The 17931-nt window shown below is 70.0% G+C and carries 18 protein-coding genes, 1 pseudogene and 1 riboswitch; of the genes and pseudogenes, 6 read left to right on the top strand and 13 right to left on the bottom strand.

Annotated features, from left to right (window positions below):
• Nucleotides 1–63: 63 nt before the first annotated feature.
• From OHA89_RS23470 to OHA89_RS23455, 4 genes are all read right to left on the bottom strand, one after another.
• Nucleotides 64–921: a fumarylacetoacetate hydrolase family protein gene (locus OHA89_RS23470; RefSeq protein WP_257556181.1), complete on the bottom strand. Its 858-nt coding sequence runs from the start codon at nt 919–921 to the stop codon at nt 64–66.
• A 123-nt stretch (nt 922–1044) separates the two neighbouring features.
• Nucleotides 1045–1710 (bottom strand): YidC/Oxa1 family membrane protein insertase, encoded by a 666-nt coding sequence (locus OHA89_RS23465; RefSeq protein WP_257556180.1) that lies wholly within the window; start codon nt 1708–1710, stop codon nt 1045–1047.
• A gap of 119 nt (nt 1711–1829) precedes the next feature.
• On the bottom strand, nt 1830–2141 hold the full coding sequence (locus tag OHA89_RS23460; protein WP_251064008.1) for a DUF6412 domain-containing protein: 312 nt from the start codon (nt 2139–2141) through the stop codon (nt 1830–1832).
• Nucleotides 2142–2236: 95 nt separating this feature from the next.
• Nucleotides 2237–3007: a class E sortase gene (locus OHA89_RS23455; RefSeq protein WP_406368571.1), complete on the bottom strand. Its 771-nt coding sequence runs from the start codon at nt 3005–3007 to the stop codon at nt 2237–2239.
• 74 nt (nt 3008–3081) lie between these two features.
• Between OHA89_RS23455 and OHA89_RS23450 the strand changes: the two genes are divergently transcribed.
• A complete protein-coding gene (locus OHA89_RS23450; protein ID WP_406367021.1) occupies nt 3082–4080 on the top strand; it encodes an SEC-C metal-binding domain-containing protein in 999 nt (332 codons plus the stop codon).
• Between the two features lie 77 nt (nt 4081–4157).
• Here the strand turns inward: OHA89_RS23450 and OHA89_RS23445 are convergent, their stop codons facing one another.
• On the bottom strand, nt 4158–5261 hold the full coding sequence (locus OHA89_RS23445) for an MrcB family domain-containing protein (RefSeq protein WP_406367019.1): 1104 nt from the start codon (nt 5259–5261) through the stop codon (nt 4158–4160).
• 573 nt (nt 5262–5834) lie between these two features.
• On the opposite strand from OHA89_RS23445, the gene OHA89_RS23440 reads away from it, so the two are divergent.
• Complete coding sequence (locus OHA89_RS23440) at nt 5835–7562, top strand: hypothetical protein (RefSeq protein WP_406367017.1); 1728 nt, start codon at nt 5835–5837, stop codon at nt 7560–7562.
• 124 nt (nt 7563–7686) lie between these two features.
• Nucleotides 7687–7857: a hypothetical protein gene (locus tag OHA89_RS23435; protein ID WP_266609590.1), complete on the top strand. Its 171-nt coding sequence runs from the start codon at nt 7687–7689 to the stop codon at nt 7855–7857.
• A 247-nt stretch (nt 7858–8104) separates the two neighbouring features.
• Here OHA89_RS23435 and OHA89_RS23430 read toward each other — a convergent pair whose 3' ends face one another.
• A complete protein-coding gene (locus OHA89_RS23430; protein ID WP_266609589.1) occupies nt 8105–8641 on the bottom strand; it encodes a GNAT family N-acetyltransferase in 537 nt (178 codons plus the stop codon).
• 176 nt (nt 8642–8817) lie between these two features.
• Here OHA89_RS23430 and OHA89_RS23425 point away from each other — a divergent pair, with 176 nt between their 5' ends.
• Nucleotides 8818–8997: a hypothetical protein gene (locus tag OHA89_RS23425; RefSeq protein WP_215140337.1), complete on the top strand. Its 180-nt coding sequence runs from the start codon at nt 8818–8820 to the stop codon at nt 8995–8997.
• 81 nt (nt 8998–9078) lie between these two features.
• Entirely contained in the window at nt 9079–9378 is a 300-nt protein-coding gene (locus OHA89_RS23420; protein WP_215140301.1) for a hypothetical protein, read from the top strand.
• Nucleotides 9379–9415: 37 nt separating this feature from the next.
• On the opposite strand, the gene OHA89_RS23415 is transcribed toward OHA89_RS23420, so the two are convergent.
• From OHA89_RS23415 to OHA89_RS23390, 6 genes and pseudogenes are all read right to left on the bottom strand, one after another.
• Nucleotides 9416–10774, bottom strand: a complete 1359-nt coding sequence (locus OHA89_RS23415) for a DUF445 domain-containing protein (protein ID WP_406367014.1) — start codon at nt 10772–10774, stop codon at nt 9416–9418.
• Between the two features lie 134 nt (nt 10775–10908).
• The gene (locus OHA89_RS23410; protein WP_406367013.1) at nt 10909–11568 is read right to left on the bottom strand and encodes a DUF1707 domain-containing protein; all 660 of its coding nucleotides are present in this window, start codon (nt 11566–11568) and stop codon (nt 10909–10911) included.
• A 54-nt stretch (nt 11569–11622) separates the two neighbouring features.
• Nucleotides 11623–12102: pseudogene (locus OHA89_RS23405) on the bottom strand (IS200/IS605 family accessory protein TnpB-related protein); the annotation flags it as partial.
• A gap of 58 nt (nt 12103–12160) precedes the next feature.
• Nucleotides 12161–13129 carry an ATP-binding cassette domain-containing protein gene (locus tag OHA89_RS23400; protein ID WP_406367011.1) on the bottom strand — a complete coding sequence of 323 codons (969 nt, stop codon included), beginning with the start codon at nt 13127–13129 and terminating at the stop codon, nt 12161–12163.
• A gap of 2 nt (nt 13130–13131) precedes the next feature.
• Nucleotides 13132–14007 (bottom strand): ABC transporter permease, encoded by an 876-nt coding sequence (locus tag OHA89_RS23395; protein ID WP_406367010.1) that lies wholly within the window; start codon nt 14005–14007, stop codon nt 13132–13134.
• The gene (locus OHA89_RS23390) at nt 14000–14803 is read right to left on the bottom strand and encodes an ABC transporter permease (RefSeq protein ID WP_406368569.1); all 804 of its coding nucleotides are present in this window, start codon (nt 14801–14803) and stop codon (nt 14000–14002) included. Before OHA89_RS23390 ends, OHA89_RS23395 begins: the two co-directional genes overlap by 8 nt.
• A gap of 198 nt (nt 14804–15001) precedes the next feature.
• On the opposite strand from OHA89_RS23390, the gene OHA89_RS23385 reads away from it, so the two are divergent.
• Nucleotides 15002–17494, top strand: a complete 2493-nt coding sequence (locus OHA89_RS23385) for a transglycosylase domain-containing protein (protein ID WP_406367009.1) — start codon at nt 15002–15004, stop codon at nt 17492–17494.
• A 4-nt stretch (nt 17495–17498) separates the two neighbouring features.
• Here OHA89_RS23385 and OHA89_RS23380 read toward each other — a convergent pair whose 3' ends face one another.
• Complete coding sequence (locus OHA89_RS23380) at nt 17499–17819, bottom strand: multidrug efflux SMR transporter (RefSeq protein WP_215140305.1); 321 nt, start codon at nt 17817–17819, stop codon at nt 17499–17501.
• 31 nt (nt 17820–17850) lie between these two features.
• Nucleotides 17851–17921: riboswitch (guanidine-III (ykkC-III) riboswitch) on the bottom strand.
• Nucleotides 17922–17931 lie beyond the last annotated feature (10 nt).

Genomic DNA, 17931 nt, shown 5'->3' with positions numbered 1-17931 from the left:
CACGCACGCGGAAGGGGCGGGCTGCCGATGGCAGCCCGCCCCTTCCGTGTTCTCACGCCTCGGCTAGGCGCCCTTGAACTCCTGGCGCTGGCGGCCCAGGCCGTCGATCTCCAGCTCCACGACGTCACCGGCCCGCAGGTACGGCTTCGGTTCCGGCTGGCCCATGGCCACACCGGCGGGCGTACCGGTGACGATGACGTCGCCCGGGTACAGGGTCATGAACTGGCTCAGGTACCGGACGACTTCGCCGACCGGGAAGATCTGGTCCGCGGTGTTGCCGTCCTGCTTGAGCTCTCCGTTGACCCACAGCTTCACGTCCAGGACCTGCGGGTCCGGGATCTCGTCGGCCGTGACCAGCCAGGGGCCGAGCGGGGTGAAGGTCTCGCAGTTCTTGCCCTTGTCCCAGGTGCCGCCGCGCTCGATCTGGAACTCGCGCTCCGAGACGTCGTTGACCAGCAGGTACCCCCCGACGTGTGCGAGGCCCTCCTCGGCGGAGGCCAGGTAGCGGGCGGTGCTGCCGATGACGACGCCGAGCTCGGCCTCCCAGTCGGTCTTCACGCTGCCGCGCGGGATCAGCACGGTGTCGTCCGGGCCGACCACGGTGTCCGCGGCCTTCAGGAACAGGATCGGCTCGGCCGGCGGCTCCGCGCCGATCTCGGCCGCGTGCCCGAAGTAGTTCAGCCCGATGCCCACGATCTTGCCTATGCGGCCGACCGGCGCGCCGATGCGCAGCCCTTCGGCGTCCAGGACCGGGAGCTCGCCCGCTTCCGCCGCGTCCCGTACCCGGGAGAGCAGCGAGTCGTCGGCGAGGAGAATGCCGTCCACATCCGTGATCAGGCCGGACAGGTCACGCAGGGTGCCGTCCTGGTCGAGCAGCGCGGGGCGCTCCGACCCGACGGGTCCGACACGCAGCAGCTTCATGGGCATTCTCCCGTGGTCGTGGGTGGTCGGCGCATGGGCGTGCCCAGGCGCCGGCCGATGGGTTGCGGCCATCGGAGGATTGGTTGATCCTCCAAGAAGTCCGACCAATCCGCAAGACCCTGTTCACAGGCTGGAACGCGCCGCTCCGGCAGCCGCCCGCTCCTTGCGGTGCTGCAGCCAGGCGCGCTCCGCCACCGACCACGCGGTGGTGGTCAGCAGGTACAGCCCGGCCGCCAGCGGCACCACGGCAGCCGTGATCAGCGTCCCGAAGGACAGCAGGGGCAGTACGCCGCCCAGCTTGCGCATGACCTCCTGCTGCTCGGGGCTCATCCCGGCCGGAGCGGCCGGGGCCCCGGTCGGGGCGGCCGGCGCCGGGGCGAGCGCGGCCGCGGCAGCAGCCCGGCGCCCCCGTACCGCGCTCCACGCAGCCACCACGCCAATCGCCGCGAACAGCCCGAGGAACACCAGCCCCTGCGCCCCCAGCAGGCCGCCCTCCCCCAGCGCCTCGGTCCACCGGGCGCCCAGCGGCGCGGCGAACAGCCGGTGTGCCAGCAGCTCGTCACCCGAGGTGAAGGCCTGGTACATCAGGAAGAACACCGGCAGCTGCAGCAGCACCGGCAGGCACCCCGCCACCGGGGTCGCCCCGCGGAAGGCGGCACGGCTCAGCGGATGCAGGGCAAGCCGTACGAGCACGGTGAACAGCACGATCGCGGCAGCGGTCGCGGACTCGGCCAGTACCGGCTCGAGAAGCCGGCCCAGCTCGGCAACAAGGTGGGTGAAAACGGACACGTGGGCCCTCCGAAGGGTCTCGTCGACGTCGAAAGAGATGCAGGGAGATGCATTTCGGCGTGACGACCCGCGAGGGGCGACAACAGTGATCAGAGAAGGCGTGAGGTTACTGCGCGCCCCTACGCGGCCGTCGGGACCAGACGGCCGGGCGCCCTGGGCCGCGACCGGCCCGAGGCATCGGGATCGCGCTGCGGCAGGAACGCCGTGCGCTGCTCGCGATCACGGATCGCGGTGCGTATTCGGTGCGGCGGCACGGGCCGCACCAGACGTGCGGCGGCGGCCAGGGCCTCGGCGCCCACGGCAACGGTGGCGGCCAGAGCGACAACGACCGCTCCCAGCCCACCTTCCCCGGCGAACAGCCCGAGGACTCCCCCGAGCAGCACCAGCACCAGTGAGGTCCGGGCAAACAGAAGAAGAAAGCGCCGAGCCATTCGGACCTCCCCCTTCCACTCCCCCGCGCGAACCTCCGTACGAGACCCGCTCCTTGTGATCGATACTAACCGGCCCCACTGACAACGAGGTCGGATCAAGACCTCAGAGTCCCCCACACCACCAGCCGGTACTTGGACGTGTACTCGGGCGTGCAGGTGGTGAGCGTGATGTACGCACCGGGCTCGCTGTACCCGTAGTCCGGCTTCACCAGGCTTCGCGGCACCGGCGCGATGACCCCGGTGTCCCGCTCGGTCGTCTCACCGAGCACCTTCCCGACGACGTACGTGTACCGCTGCCCGCGCACCTCGACGATCAGTTCGTCCCCGGCCCGCAGCCGGTTGATGTACCGGAACGGCTCCCCATGCGTATTGCGGTGCCCGGCCAGCGCGAAGTTCCCCTGCTCCCCGGGACGGGCGGTCCCGGGGTACTGCCCGGCGTACCCCTTGTCGAGCACGGCCCGCTTGTCGATCCCCTGAGCGACGGGGACGGTGAGACCGAGCCGGGGGATCCGCAGCACGGCGTACGCCTGGTCCCGGGCCGGCGGTTTGGCCGCAGGGGCACGGGCCGGCACGGTCGCAGAGACCTTCGGCGACGGCGACGAAACGGATTCCTCGTCGCCGGAAGGAGCGGAAGCAACCGGATCGGCGGGCTCCTCCGGACCATCCGGCGCACGGGCCCAGTCACTCTCCAACTCCCTGACCCGCTCCTGCGCGGCGGCGACGGCCTGCCGGTTGGTCCACCACACCTGATGCACCACCAGCAACAGGACCACCACCCCCACGGTGACGGTCAGCTCGGCGGCCACCCACAGCACCCCCGCGAGACCGGCCCGGCGCACCCGCCGGCCGCTCCCCTGAACCACCACAGGTATGGGATCCCGCACGGGCGGCACCCTAAGTCCTCCCCCGTCAACTGACCAGCAGCAGTACGGTGTGATCCATGCGCCCTGACACGCCTGCCGAGCACATCGCCGAAGCCGAGCGCCTCATCCGCACGGCGACCCGCTATCCCGAGGACCAGGAGCCGTTGCTCCTCCAGGCCGCTGCCCACCTCGAGTTGGCAGACGCACGGGACCGCGCCAGCGCGCTGTACGACCAATTGCTCTCCGCCTCGCCGGCCAACCCGCACCTGATCAAGGCCCTGCAGGCGGCGAACCTCTGGGAGTACGGCCACGAACCGGAAGCCCGCGCCCTGATCTCGGGCATCCGCGCCGCCTCCCCGAAGGACCCGGCGCCGTGGGAGGTCATCGCGGAAGCCCTCGAGACTCACGACGAGTTGGAGGCCTCGCACGACTGCTTCACCGAGGCGGCGACCCTCCTCATCTCGGAGAACGACCCGCTGACCCCGGCCACGACCGCCCTCCTGACGGGCCGCCACCGGGTCCGCCGCCTGCTCGGGCGTCCGCACGACGACTGGGACATGGTCGCCGACACCCGCCACATCGGCCCGATCCCCCTCGACGAACTCCACGACCCGAAGCGCATCTGGGCCCTGGGCTCCGACGACCCGGCCGAACTCCGCGCCGAGATCGCCCGCCTCCGTGCCGAACTGGGCGACCGCCGCGCGGCCCTCTCCCGCCCCTTCCCGGTGGCGATCCTCCACTGGCCGGCCCGCGAGCTGGCGGAACTCCTGACCTCGTACCCCACCCTCGCGGCGGAGTACCCCTCGCACGAGGTCCACCTGACGCAGGTGGAATCCTCCCTCCGCGCCCTCGCCGCCTCGGGCACGACGAACCTCGGCATCGTCACGGGAAGCGTCCCGTCGTACGAGGCCTTCGCAGCCTCGGAGAAAACCTCCCCGGCCTCCCCGTCCCTCCTCGCGGAATACGCCACCACCTTGGCCGCCCGCGGCAAGGCCACCCCCTGGCCCCCCACGCCCACCAACCCCTGCTGGTGCACCTCAGGCAAGCCCTACGCGGAGTGCCACGGGGTCGTTTAGGTCGAGCCGCTCTGCCTACTGAGAGGCATCAGCCATCTCAGCAGGCACGACAAGAGCAGCGCGGCTAAACGATTCTGCTATGGAGTGAGCCCCCACGATTTCGCCAGTGGTGATCCACTCCAACCGTCCCTTGTTCTCCACACGGAAGCGATCTTGTACTTCTCTAGATAGGCAGTGAAGGCAGGACCAATATCTTCAGTGAAAAGACCTACGAGGTGGAGGTGTTCGGGCCCTTGATCCCCATAAAGGAAGTAACTGTACTCAAGCAGCTGCGAAAGTGCGTCACGCACGGCACGGGTCGGACTTCCACTCTCAACAACCTTCACCTCAACCAACCATTCCGATCTGCCGCCAAGTTGGCGCGTTAGCACGAGATCCCTCGGGTGCTGCTTCTCGGTCGTCGCTTTAAACCCACGCTCCTCAGCGTACGGCCCAAACTCCGCGATCAGATACTCGTGGCGGCGACTCTTCCTCTGTCTTCTTGCTTGGATCTCCGCAATATAGTCGCTACTATTCTTGGGCTTGAAACCATCCAGCAAGTCCCGCGGATCGTGCCGGCTTGGAGCAAAGTGCACGGCCAAACCATCCGGTTCAGCTTGGTAAACCATGCTCTTCTCGACACCTGCGGCGAGCTGGAGTAGTCCACTGGCGTGCCACAGGTCGTCGATGAGCTTCTGTTCCGACGAAAGCACGGCAAGGTCGTAGCGTCGCGCCACCACGCTGCTCGCCTCATAGGCTCGCGGCCTCCAACCGTCTCCCCGCAACTCTGGTTTGGCGATCCAACCTTCGACCTGAGGCCCGGGCAGTGCCGCAAGCAGAACGGAGGCCTTGCGCTCAAGAGCCCCATACAGGTCGCGATGAGCCCCGTAGAGCTTCTCAAGCTGGGTAACTCCCTGCTGGAGCGTCAGCGTTACGGACGTGAGGTCCGAAGCAAAGATGTAGGCAAGATAGAGCCCTTCCTTCGGATCTATCGTCACATCGGGGTCATACACCCCAATCCATGGAGTGCTGCTGGCGCTACCGCTTCCGCCATATCCCTTCAGAAGGAGACCTGCCGGCGCCCCCAAATCGCTCCGCGCCTGGAGCCCTCTCAGCAGGTCTTGAGCCACTACGCCGCGGCCCGTCCCCGCCCTTCGGTCGTAGGTGCTGGCCACCGCAAGGAGCACATCCCGTATACCCATGGCCAGACCTTAGATGATCACGGCCGGGTGCTCACAAGTAGGCGGGATCCGGCCACGCATTGACCGATGGCTGGATATGTCACAACGAACCGCTACCGGCGGAGGTTCGTAGGCAAACCGAAGGTCACCTGGCCAACATCCCAGCGTGAATGAACACCAAACAAGCACAAGACATTCTTCGTGGGCGCCCATGGCTCGGCCGTCGACTGCGATGCGGTGCGGTGCGGTGCGGTGCGGTGCGCCCCAGTTGGCCGGTAGCCGAGCCTTCGGGAGACAACTCGGGAAACCGTGTTGTGGACAAAGGCCGTCGAGGTGACGTGGGTGGCGCCGAGGCCATCGAAGGCAAGGGCTTAGGCGTGATTTAGAACTGGGGTCCGTGTCTCGCCTCGTGTCTAGAAGACGCGCCGAGCATCCTCGGCACCTTCGGCGAGATCCGAGCCATCGCTCCTGTCGAGCGTGATCGAGATGGTCGGCCATCGAGTAGCTCATATGGGTGAACGTGGGTGGTGATACAGGGCTTGCGGCCTGGCTGGACTGGTTGCCTGTGCGGGGGCGGTGTGGTCGCGGTGGTAGGTGGACAGGGGGCTGCGGGTGGCACGCGGTGCACGTAGAAAGAAGCGGGAACTGCGCACGCTGACCGATCCGTTCACGGTCGCGCCCCCTACCGGTGCTCGTATCCGGGACCGTCTGTGCCTGAGTTCGTCGGATGAGAAGGTCCTGACACTCCTGGGTCATCACCTCGGTCATCACGCCCGTGCCGATCTGGCGGAGCGTGTCCGTATCGGCCGGGTGCCGGTGAAGGACAATCGACGGGCGGAGCGGAAGCGGGCACTGACGAAGGTGTCGTCATCGCGCTGGGCGGGTGCGATCACCCGCGCCTCTGAGGATCAGTACCAGCTCAGCCTGCGCTGTCTGTTCGACGAGCGGGCGTCCCTGCGCCGGACCATCGCCAAGATCCGTGATCGTCTGACGGTGCCGTGCGGGCAGCGCGTGGGCGGTGTTCGCGGATACCCGGACCAAAAAGAGCGAGCTCAGAAGCAGTACCGGTTGCAGGTGCTCACCGCACGCCTGGCCGAAGTGGAGGCACGTATCGAGGCCGGGCACCCGGCGATCGTTGTCGGCGGAAAGCGGCTCGCGAAGATCCGCCATAACCTCGCCGATGCCGGTCTCGCCGACGCCGAGTGGCGGGAACGGTGGGACGCGGAACGCATGTTCCTGGCCGCCGACGGAGAGTCGGGCGCGCCGTACGGGAACTACACGATCACCGTCGATCCCGGCGACGGCACGGTCACGATCGTCCTGCCCGAACCTATGCGGCACCTGGCGAACGCCTCGCGCGGCCGATACCGGCTCACCGCGAAGGTGACTTTCACTCACCGTCGGGACGAGTGGCTGGACCGTGCCACCGCCAACCAGTCGGTCCGCTACAAAATCGCCTGCGACCCCGAACGCGGCCGCTGGTACCTGGACGCGTCCTGGCCCACCCCGCACACGGTGCTGCCGACTCCCGTCGAGCTGGCCGCCTCCGGTGTCCGGCTGCTGGCCGTGGACCTCAACGCAGACCATCTCGCCGCGTGCGTCGTGGATGCGCACGGGAACCCCGTCGGCGAGCCGGTCACCGTGCCCACCGCCCTGACCGGACCCTCATCGCAGCGTGACGGCCGTCTGCGGGCCGCGATCACCACACTGATCGACCTCGCCAGGGCGAACGACTGCGCCGGTCTGGCCATCGAGAACCTCGGTTTCGCCGACACCCGCGCCACCGGCCGCGAAACCATGGGACGCGGTAAGCGTGGCAAGACGTTCCGGCGTATCGTCGCCGGTCTGCCGACCGCGAAGTTCCGGGAGCGGTTGTCCGGCATGGCCCACCACGCAGGCCTGCTCGTCGTCGCGGTCGATCCCGCGTACACCTCCCGCTGGGGAGCTCAGCACTGGCAGCACCCTCTCCAGCAGCAATCGAAGACCACCGTCGTCACCGGCCACCACGCGGCCGCGACGGCGATCGGCAGGCGCGCCCTCGGACACGGGGCACGGCGTCGGCCAGGTGTGACCGCACACGACCAGAGGATCGTGGCGCGGAGAGCTACCGGCCAGACCGTCCCCCGACCAAGGGCACGCGGGACCGCAAGCCCGCCAAGGACCACAGGCACGCCCCACCAGGGCACCAAGACCTGCTGGAGCCGAAGCGATCAGCTCGTGCTGTTCCCCGTCTCCAAGACCGTTCGGGAGACACCCGGTACCAGACGCCCAGCGCCTGGCCCGGTTCATCGCGATTCGGCCAACACTGGCCAACTCGCATAGGAGCGGTGCTGGGGATGCCGCAGACCGTGATGGTGCGCGGCGGCCAGCGCGAGGTGGGGAGCGGGCGGACCGCCGGGGTGCCGGTGAGCCTGCGCGGGGCGCGGATCAGGACGTCGGCCGGGGTGTGCGGGGCCTCGCGGATGCCGAGGAGGGCGAGGGCGGCGCCGCCGGTGAGGGCGGCCGTGTCGCCGGAAAGGGGGTCGGCGGCGGGCTCGGCGGCGTACAGGACGGCGGCGAGGGCGCGTTGACGGTGGTCCGGGGGCCCGGTCTGGAGGGGGTAGACCCGGGGCAGTAAGCGCTGCCAGGGGCCGCCCGGGCGGGTGCGGGAGGTGATCGTGCCGTCGGGGACGCCGGCCGCGGTGAGCTGGTGACGCGTGGCCACGTTGAGCTGGCGCCGGGGCGCGCGGGCGTGCCGGGCCGACTGGGGCGGCTTGGTCTGCCGGGCCTGCTGTTGGGCCTGCTGCCGGGTCTGCTGCTGGGTCTGCCGGGTCGTGATCATGCGGCGGGTATGCCCCGCCGGGGTCCGGCGGACACCGCAGGTGCTAGCGGTTCGGGTGGTCCGGGGAGAGGAAGACGATCACGCCCGTCTCCGTGCCCGGGCGGGCCGGGACCTCGTGCCAGCCCAGGCGGCGGTACGTGGCCACGGTGTCGGTGGCCAGGCGGGAGGTCAGCAGCCAGGCGCGCCGGTCCGGGGCGTCGGCGGTGATCTCGGTGAGCAGGTCCCGGCCCGTGCCGCGGCCGCGCGCGTACGGGCGTACGGCGAGTTCGTCTATCTCCAGCGCCCCGGTCAGGAGCTCCTTCACGCGGTCCGGGCCCAGCTGCGCCGCGACCTGCGCGTATGCGCGGTTCTTGGGGAAGGTGGCCGGCGTGATCCAGCCCGTGGCGAAGCCGTCGATGCCGGTCGCGGACTGGGCGAGGGCCGTACGGAAGCCACGGCGCCGGGCGTCCACGGGGAGGCGGGCGGCGAACTGGCGAATGGTTTCTTCGTCCTCGTTCCAGGGTGGTCCGGAGAAGACGTCGGCGTAGGCGTCGACCAGTTCGTCCACGAGGTCGAGGACGGCCTGTCCGTAGCAGATCACGATGTCCTGGCTCCTGAGAGTGGTAGCGGGGAGTGTGGATTTTCCCCTTTGGGTGGGGAGAGTGAATTTATGCCCTTCGGGTTCCCGGAGCGCACACCGCACGGATCCGGCGAGTGTGCGACAAATCCCCTCCCCGCCCTCCGTGTCGGGAGGCCCGGCGCCCGCGTTGAGCAGCCGTGGACAGACTGCTTCGGGCGGCCGGCCGGTGCGCGCTCGCCTTTCTTCTCGTCCTGGGCGTCGTGGCGCTGCTGCCGCGCGCCGTACGGGACGCCGTGCCGGACGCCCTGATCGGCGGAGCCGTGGTCGTGGTGGTGTGGGTGCTGGGCGCCCGCCGGATGGCCGGGCGCCCGCGTTAGCCTCGTAGGAACATCGACACGACCGTCGACACGGCCACCGATACGGCCACCGACGCAGCAAGAGAAACCGAGGAGTTCGACATGGCGCGGGTACCGAGTTCCGTGGTGGCGGCCGCCGGGCTGGTCGGCGGCTACGCCGTCGCCCGGTGGACCAAGAAGCGGCCCCTGGGCGGTGTCGTCCTCGGCGCCGCCGGGCTCGCCGCCGGACGCGAGTGGCACCGTCGGGGCGGAGCGCCCGCGGCCGCCGGGCTCGGGGCGCTGTACCTGGCCGGCTTCGCGGGCGCGCACCCGCTGGCCAAGAAGGTCGGCGCGTGGCCGGCCGTCTTCGGGGCCGCCGGGGTCGTGGCCGCCGCGTCCTGGGCCGTCGCCGACCGCCCCTGATCGCCGACCGCCCCTGAGGCCCGGTAAGGCGCTGAGCCTACGCGCCGAACGCCCGGGACACCGTGTAGATCAGCAGGCCCGCCAGGGCGCCGACCACCGTGCCGTTGATGCGGATGAACTGCAGGTCCCGGCCGATGTGGGCCTCGATCTTGCGGGAGGTGTGCTCGGCGTCCCAGCCCGCCACCGTGTCCGTGATCAGCGAGGTGATCTCGGTCCGGTAGTTGGTGACGACGTAGACGACCGCGCCCTCGATCCAGCCCTCCACCTTGTCCTGGAGCCGCCCGTCGGTGGCCAGCCGCGCCCCCAGGGACATCAGTGAGGAACGGACCCGCAGGCGCAGCTCGCTCTGCTCGTCCTCCGCCGCCGAGATGATCATCGATCGGATCGCGGTCCAGGCGGAGGCGATCACGTCCTGGACCTCGCCGCGCGCCAGCAGCTCGGACTTGAGCCGCTCGACCCGCGCCCGCGTCTCCGTGTCCGACTGCAGGTCGGCCGCGAAGTCCGTCAGGAACCGGTCCACCGCCCCGCGCGCCGGGTGTTCGGGCATGTCCCGCATCTCCGTGACGAAGCGGAGCAGCTCCTTGTACACGCGGTCGCCGATCTTGCGGTCCACGAACCGCGGGGTCCAGCCGGGCGCCCCGCCCTGCACCGCGTCCATCACCGACTCCCCGTGCGTGACCAGCCAGTCGTGGGCCTTGGCGCACACGAGGTCGACGGCGCGGTGGTGGCCGCCGTCCGCGACGACCCGCTCCAGGGTCTTGCCGATGCCCGGCGCGATCTCGGCCGTCTCCGCGCGCCGGGTGATGGCCTCGCCGACGACGGCCTGCACGTCGGCGTCGCGCAGTACGGTCAGCGCTCCGCGCAGGGCGGTGGCCAGCTCCGCGGTGACCCGGTCGGCGTGCGCGGGCTCCGCCAGCCAGGCGCCGAGGCGGCCGCCGATGCCGAGGGAATGGAGTCGGGCCTTGACCACGTCGGAGGACAGGAAGTTCTCGCCGACGAACTCCCCGAGGGAGATCCCGAGCTGGTCCTTCTTGGTCGGGATGATCGCCGTGTGCGGGATGGGCAGGCCGAGGGGCCGCCGGAACAGGGCGGTGACGGCGAACCAGTCCGCGAGCGCGCCGACCATGCCGGCCTCGGCGGCGGCCGCGACGTAGTCGGCCCAGCCGCCGGCGCCCCATGCGTGCTGGGCGTACTTGGCCAGTACGTAGACCAGCGCGACCAGGATCAGCAGGCCGGTCGCGGTGGTCTTCATCCGGCGTACGCCGCGACGGCGCTCCTCGTCGGCGGCGCTGAACACGAACGCGCCGCGGGCGGGCGGGGTCGCCGCCGCTCGTGGTGTCCGTGGCGGTGTCGGTGGCGGTGGGGCGGCACCTCCGACGGTGGTGCGGTGGTCCACGTGGTCCTGCCTTCCCCCGGGGGCGCCGGTTTTGTCTGCATAGCATCCGACTCCTGGGAGCCGCCAGGAGTTCCCGGCACGCCGTTTCGCGCCCCGAGGCTCGGCGTGGGGGGGGCGGGCACTACAAGCCCCTGCTACAGCCCCTTTTCAAGCGATGGCCCGGACTTCGGGCGCTTCGGCGACTTGACCTTGATGTCCACCCCGCCCCAGAACGCGAAGCCCGTCACGACCACACGCGGAGCGCCCGGCTCCGTCGGACCGCTGCCGACACGCTGGTCGAAGGCACCCATGACGCCGATGCCCCGGACGTCGACGGCCACGCCCGGTGGCACCGTGATCTCGATACCGCCCATGATCGCGACACAGTTGATCACGACCTCGGGCTGCGCGAAGTTCGCCTCGCGCAGGTCCAGCTCCCCGCCGCCCCAGAACGCCACCGCGTCGAAGCGGGCGGGAACCGTCCACGCCCCTTTGCGCTGGAACCCCGACATGACGGCCACGGCCGTGGTGGACGTCGCCGTCCCCCCGATCCTCGCCGGCCAGGACGAGGCGCCGGCCGGGACGCCCACCGGGGCGGGTGCGGAGACCGCCCCCACCGCCGGCAGGTCCCGCGTCAGCGGTTCCAGTTCCGCGTACGTCCGCGACTTGTACGCCGCCTCCAGCCGCTCCTCGAATTCCTCCATGTCGAGCCGGCCCTCGGCGACGGCGTCCCGCAAACGCTCCACCACCCGGTCCCGGTCGGCATCCGACGCCCTCAGCTCCGGCAACGGCTTCTCCGGCCGCTCGTCACTCATGCGGACCAGCCTATGCAGGGAACCCGGGGAGTTGTACGGCTTGAACCGTTCCTATCAAGTGAGCAGGAGTGAGTCTTGGACCCACAGCCTGTCACTGCGTGCATCCCGAACGGTTTTGGATGCGCTGGGTCTCCGCGTTCTCTTCCCGTTCGGCGACACGTCTCTGGGGGCGTGGTCCGTGGCGGGTGGGCGGTTTCCCTCACGCCCCCAGTCACTCGGCCTGGCCTGGGCGGTCCGATGCCCGCGACGATCGCTCTGGTCGTCGCGGGGCGGTGCCGTCCGTCGCCGGATCGGGTGTCCGAGGGCGCGTCGTCCGATCGCGATACCGGCGGCATCGTGACGGGACATCTTTCGGCGCGAAGTGGCCAGCGGCTTCTGCCAGTGCCGGCCACCCCACTTCGAGGTGTAGGCCGGGTCGACCGCGACAATCGCGAGACCGTGCTCGGCAGCCATCGAGACAAGCCGGGCCTTGAGTCTGCCGGTCGGCATGCCGGAGATCAGCTGCCGGAACCGCTTCCTGCGGCCATGCTTCTCACAAGAGTGGTCTTACAAGCCAACAGCTCGTAACCCCCGGCCCGCCATCCCCCGCCCGCTACCCCCGCCCCGCGTACATCCGCGCGATCACGTCCTCGATGTCCGGTTCCCGCACCGACAGGTCCACCAGCGGGTACCGCGCCGCCACCGCCGCGACCAGCGGCGCGGCCGAAGCCCCCGCCGGGAACGCCAGCCACTGCCGCGGCCCCTCCACCTTCACCACCCGCGCGCCCGCCACCTCGATCGGCGCGAGCTCCCGCTCCAGGTCGACCACCAGGGTCCGCTCGCTCTCCCCCACCGACCCCGCCGAGTGCAGCCCGGCCAGCGCCCCGTCGTACATCAGCCGCCCGTGGTCGATGACCATCACCCGCTCGCACAGCTGCTCGATGTCCTGGAGGTCGTGCGTGGTCAGCAGCACCGTCGTGCCGAGCTCCTCGTTCAACTGCCGCAGGAAGCCCCGTACCTTCGCCTTGCTCACCACGTCCAGCCCGATCGTCGGCTCGTCCAGGTACAGCACGTCCGGATCGTGCAGCAGCGCCGCCGCGATGTCCCCGCGCATCCGCTGCCCCAGCGACAGCTGCCGCACCGGTACGTCGAGCAGCTCGGCCAGGTCCAGCCGCTCCACGCAGCGATCCAGGTTCTCCTCGAACCGCGCCCGCGGGATCCGGTACATCCGCCGCATCAGACCGTACGAGTCCTTCAGCGGCAGGTCCCACCACAGCGTCGTGCGCTGCCCGAACACCACCCCGATCCGGTGCGCGAGCCGCAACCGCTCCCGCGCCGGGTCGATGCCCGCGACGCGCAGCCGGCCGCCGCTCGGGGTCAGGATCCCCGTCAGCATCTTGATCGTGGTCGACTTCCCGGCGCCGTTGGGCCCGATGTAGCCGACCATCTCGCCCCGAGCCACCTCGAAGCTGATCCCGTCCACCGCCCTGACCTGGCGTTTCTCCCGGCGCATCAGGCCCACTCGACGCCGTACTCCGAAGACCTTCTCGACCCCGTCCAGCGAGATCAACGCATCCGACACAGCTAGCTCCCCGTGCTTCGGTACGAACGGACTCCCGCGCGCCACGCCAGCGACGCGGGCAGGAACACCACGAAGGCCACCAGCGGGCTCAGGAACGCGACCCACCCCGGCAGCCCCAGCGGGTCGGGCCGCCCCAGCACGTACAGCGCCGGCAGCCAGTTGACGAAGGCCAGCGGGACGATGAAGGTCACCCCGCGCAGCAGGTCCTGCGCGAAGATCGTCGGCGGGTACTGGAGCATCGCGTTCCCGCCGTACGTGAAGGAGTTCTGCACCTCCGCCGCGTCCCCGGCGACGAACTGGAACGCGGCCCCGGCCACCATCACCGCCGCGAAGATCGCCGCCCCGGCCACGATCATGACGGGCACCAACAGCGCCTTCCCGACCGACCAGTCCACGTCCAGCGCCGACACCGCCCAGCCCAGCACCGCCAGCCCCTGCCCGATGCGCCCCAGCCGGCGCAGCGCGAACCGGTCCGCCGCGACCTGCGCGAGCACCGGAACCGGGCGCACCAGCATCGTGTCGAGCGAGCCGTCGCGGACGCGGACGCCGACCCGGTCGGTGTTGCCGAGCAGCAGGGTGGCCAGTCCCAGCGAGGCCGAGCAGGACCCGTACAGCAGGGCGATCTCGGGCAGCGAGAAGCCGCCCAGCGCGTCCACGTGCCGGAACATGATCCAGATCCCGATGAAGTCGAGCATCTGGATCGCCGCGTTCCCGAACACCGAGAGGAAGAAGGACGTCCGGTACGTCATCGTCGACCGGATCCACATCGCGACGATCAGCCCGTAACCGCGCAGCCCCTCCCGCACCCGGCCGCGCCGGGGCACCTCCACGACATCGAACTTCCGCGCCGGCTCCCGCTCCAGCACCGCCTCAGCCACCCTGGACCACCACCTTCCGCGTCGCCGCCGACTGCAACAGCCGCCCCGCGCCCAGCAGTACGCACGCCCACGCGCCCTGGAACCCCAGCGCTCCGGCGGCGCTCCCGGCTCCGGAATGCTCGCCCAGCAGCACGTCCATCGGGACCTGGAGCATCGCCGACCACGGCAGGCTCCGGACCAACTCCCCGAAGCCGCCCGGGAACACGGTCAGCGGCAGCAGCACCCCGGAGAAGAAGATCGCGACGACGTTCGCCATCAGATTGACCCCGGACCCGTCCATCAGCCAGAACGCCGCCAGCCCCAGCAGATAGCGCAGCGCGAAACTCACCGTCAGCCCGAGCACGACGGAGACCAGGAAGAGCAGCCAGCGCAACGGATCGGCGGGCAGCGCCAGCCGGAACGCCAGCGCCCCGACCGCCAGCGGGACCACGCCCCGCCCCGCCAACTGGAAGGCGGCCCGCCCCAGGTCGGCCGCGAGCCACCACATCTGCAGGTCCGCCGGCCGGTACAGGTCGACGGCGATGTCCCCCGTACGGACACGCTCCTGGAGCTCCTCCTGGAAACCGCCCCCGATCAACGCCCCGGCGGCGAGCAACGACTGGCTCACCCACACGAAGGTCAGGGCCTGCGCCTGGTCGTAGCCGCCGAGTCCGGGCCGCTCGTCCCACAGCGCGATGTACGTGTACGCGACGATGAAACCGAACACGGTGTTGGTGAACACACCGGCCGCCGTCGCCGTCCCGTAAGTGGCGTAGCGCCGGAATCCGCCTGCCCCGACAGCCAGGTAGAGCCGCACCCGATCACACGCTCTCTGACGCACCGTATCCCTCCGTTTCCCACGTCGTTCCTACGTCGGCCAAAGCGCGCGAGCTTAGTGCGGAGGGGCGAGCCACGCGACCGATTTACCCCCGTCCGGCGCGTAATCACCGGTCATCGGGTAGACACCATGAGGTACAGAAGTGGATATTTCGCACGGCGTCGAGGAGTCCTGGAGATGAGCGACCAGTCACCACCCCCGGGCTGGACCCCTCGCGACCCGGACACACCGCCCGAGGGATCGCCGACACGACCGCAACAGCCCGGCGCGGCACGGAGGCCCGGCACGGCACAGGGGCCGCCCGGCACGGCACCGAGGCCCGGAAAGAAGGCCCGCCGGAAGCGGACCGGCTGGCGCCGCGCCCTCCCCACCTGGCGCATGGTCCTGGGTGCCGTCCTGCTCCTCGCCCTGCTGCTCGGCGGCGCCCTCGTCGCCGGGTACCTGCTCGTGGACATTCCGCCGGCCAACGCCGCCGCGACCGCGCAGTCGAACGTCTACCTCTACTCCGACGGCTCCCAGCTCGCCCGCGACGGCGAGGTCAACCGCGTCAACGTGCCGCTCTCACAGATCCCGCGGACCGTCCAGGAGGCCGTACTGGCCGCCGAGGACCGGGACTTCCACTCCGAACGGGCAGTGGACCCGAAGGCGATGCTCCGCGCTGCCTGGAACACCGCGACCGGCAAGGGCACCCAGTCCGGTTCGACGATCACTCAGCAGTACGTCAAGAACTACTACTTGGGCCAGGAACAGACGATCAAACGGAAGGTCAAGGAGTTCTTCATCGCGATCAAACTCGGCCGCGAGAAGTCCAAGAACTACATCCTCGAGGGATACCTGAACACCAGCTACTTCGGCCGCAACGCCTACGGCATCCAGGCCGCCGCCCAGGCCTACTACGGCAAGGACGTCGCCAACCTCACCACCGCCGAAGGCGCGTACCTCGCCACCCTCCTCAACTCTCCCAGCGCCTTCGACGTCGTCTCGCACCCCCAGAGCCGCCCCCGCGCCCTCGCCCGCTGGAACTACGTACTCGACGGCATGGTCAAGAAGGACTGGCTGCCGGCGGCCGAACGCGCCACGACGAAGTTCCCCGAACCCGGCAAGGTCCGCGCGGCCGCCGGGCTGTCCGGCCAGCGCGGGTACCTCGTGGAGGCCGTCAAGGACTACATCACCGAAAACAAGATCCTCGACGACAAGACCCTCGCCGAGGGCGGCTACCGCATCACCACCACCATCGACAGACGCCGCCAGAACGCCTTCGTCGAAGCCGTCGACAGCCAGATGGTCGGCAAACTCGACCCGGAGAAGCGCAAGGCGGACCGGGTGGTCCGGGCCGGCGGGGTCTCCATCGACCCGGCCACCGGCAAGGTCGTCGCCATGTACGGCGGCATCGACTACACCAAGCAGTACGTGAACAACGCGACCCGGCACGACTACCAGGTCGCCTCCACCTTCAAACCGTTCGTCTTCGCCGCCGCCGTCGAGAACGACTCCCGCACCCAGGACGGCCGCCGGATCACCCCGAACACCGTCTACAACGGCGACAACAAGCGCCCGGTCGTCGGCGGCCGGATCCGCTTCGCCCCCGAGAACGAGGGCCAGGTCTCGTACGGGAACATCACCGTCAACACCGCCACCGACCTCTCCGTCAACGCCGTGTACGCACAGATGGCAGTCGACGTCGGCACCCGCAAGGTCAAGGAGACGGCCGTCGCCCTCGGCGTCCCCGAGGACACCCCCAACTTTGAACCCGTCCCGGCCATGGCGCTCGGCACCCTGCAAGCCAGCATCCTGGACATGACACAGGCGTACGCGACCCTCGCGGACCACGGCCGGCGCACCCCGTACACCTTCCTGGAGAAGATCACCAAGGAGGACGACACGATCGCGCTGCCCGAGCGCGCCGCCACCCAGGCCGTCAGCCGCGAGGCCGCCGACACCACCACCTCCATGCTCGTCAGCGTCGTCGACAACGGCACCGGCACGGCGGCGCTCGCCGCCGGCCACCCGGCGGCCGGCAAGACCGGGACCGGCGAACTGGACCGCTCCGCCTGGTTCGCGGCGTACACCCCGGACCTGGTCACGGTGGTCTCGATGATGGGCCAGGACCCGGACACCGGCTCCCTGGAGTCGCTGTACAACGCCCTCGGGGAGTCCCGCATCGGCGGAGGCGGCTACCCGGCGCGGATCTGGGCCGCCTACACGAAGACGGCCCTGGAGGGCACCGACCCCGTCGACTTCGACCTGGAACTCCAGCCGGGCGCGGCCCAGCCCCCGCCGTCGCCGCCGTCGTCGTCGACCGAGTCGGGCGAGCCGGAGGAGACACCGGACGGCGACGGCACGCCGACCGCCCCGGCACGGCCGAGCCCGCCCTTCCCGCCGACCCGGCCGAACGGCGGGCAGAACAACGGAGGCCAGGACAACGGAGGCCAGAACCAAGGCGGGCAGAACCAGGGAGGCCAGAACAACGGTGGCCAGACCCAGGGCGGACAGACGCAGGGCGGACAGACGCAGGGCGGGCAGACCCAAGGCGGACAGACCCAAGGCGGACAGACCCAGGGCGGACAGACCCAAGGGGGCACCACTCAGGGCCAGACCACCCAGGGCGGGCAGGGCACGGACGGCGGCGCCACCGGGGGCCGGCGCCCGCCGTCCGCGTTCCTGGAATGACAGGTCAGTGACCGGAGGTCATCTTCAGCCCCACCACGGCGACCAGCAGCAGACAGATGAAGAAGATCCGGGCGGCGGTGACGGGCTCACCCAGCACCGCCATACCGAGCACGGCCGCACCGGCCGCGCCGATGCCCACCCACACCCCGTACGCCGTACCGATCGGCAGCGTCTTGGCGGCGTACGAGAGCAGCACCATGCTGGCGACGATCCCGGCGCCCGTGAACACACTGGGCCACAGCCGGGTGAAACCTTCGGTGAACTTCATCCCGATCGACCAAGCGACCTCGATCAGACCGGCGACGAGCAACAGAACCCAGGCCATGACGGCACCTCCGAGACATCAAGCGATACGGGGTGCGTCGTCTTGTCGTACCCGGTACGGCGCGTCTCGTCGGGTTCCCCTCAACCGTAGCAAAGGGTAGCGAAAAGGGCTG

The organism is Streptomyces sp. NBC_01546 (assembly GCF_045208355.1).
Lineage (GTDB): Bacteria > Actinomycetota > Actinomycetes > Streptomycetales > Streptomycetaceae > Streptomyces.
The sequence above is the reverse complement of the archived record's forward strand: the minus strand, read 5'-3'. Positions and strand labels throughout refer to the sequence as shown.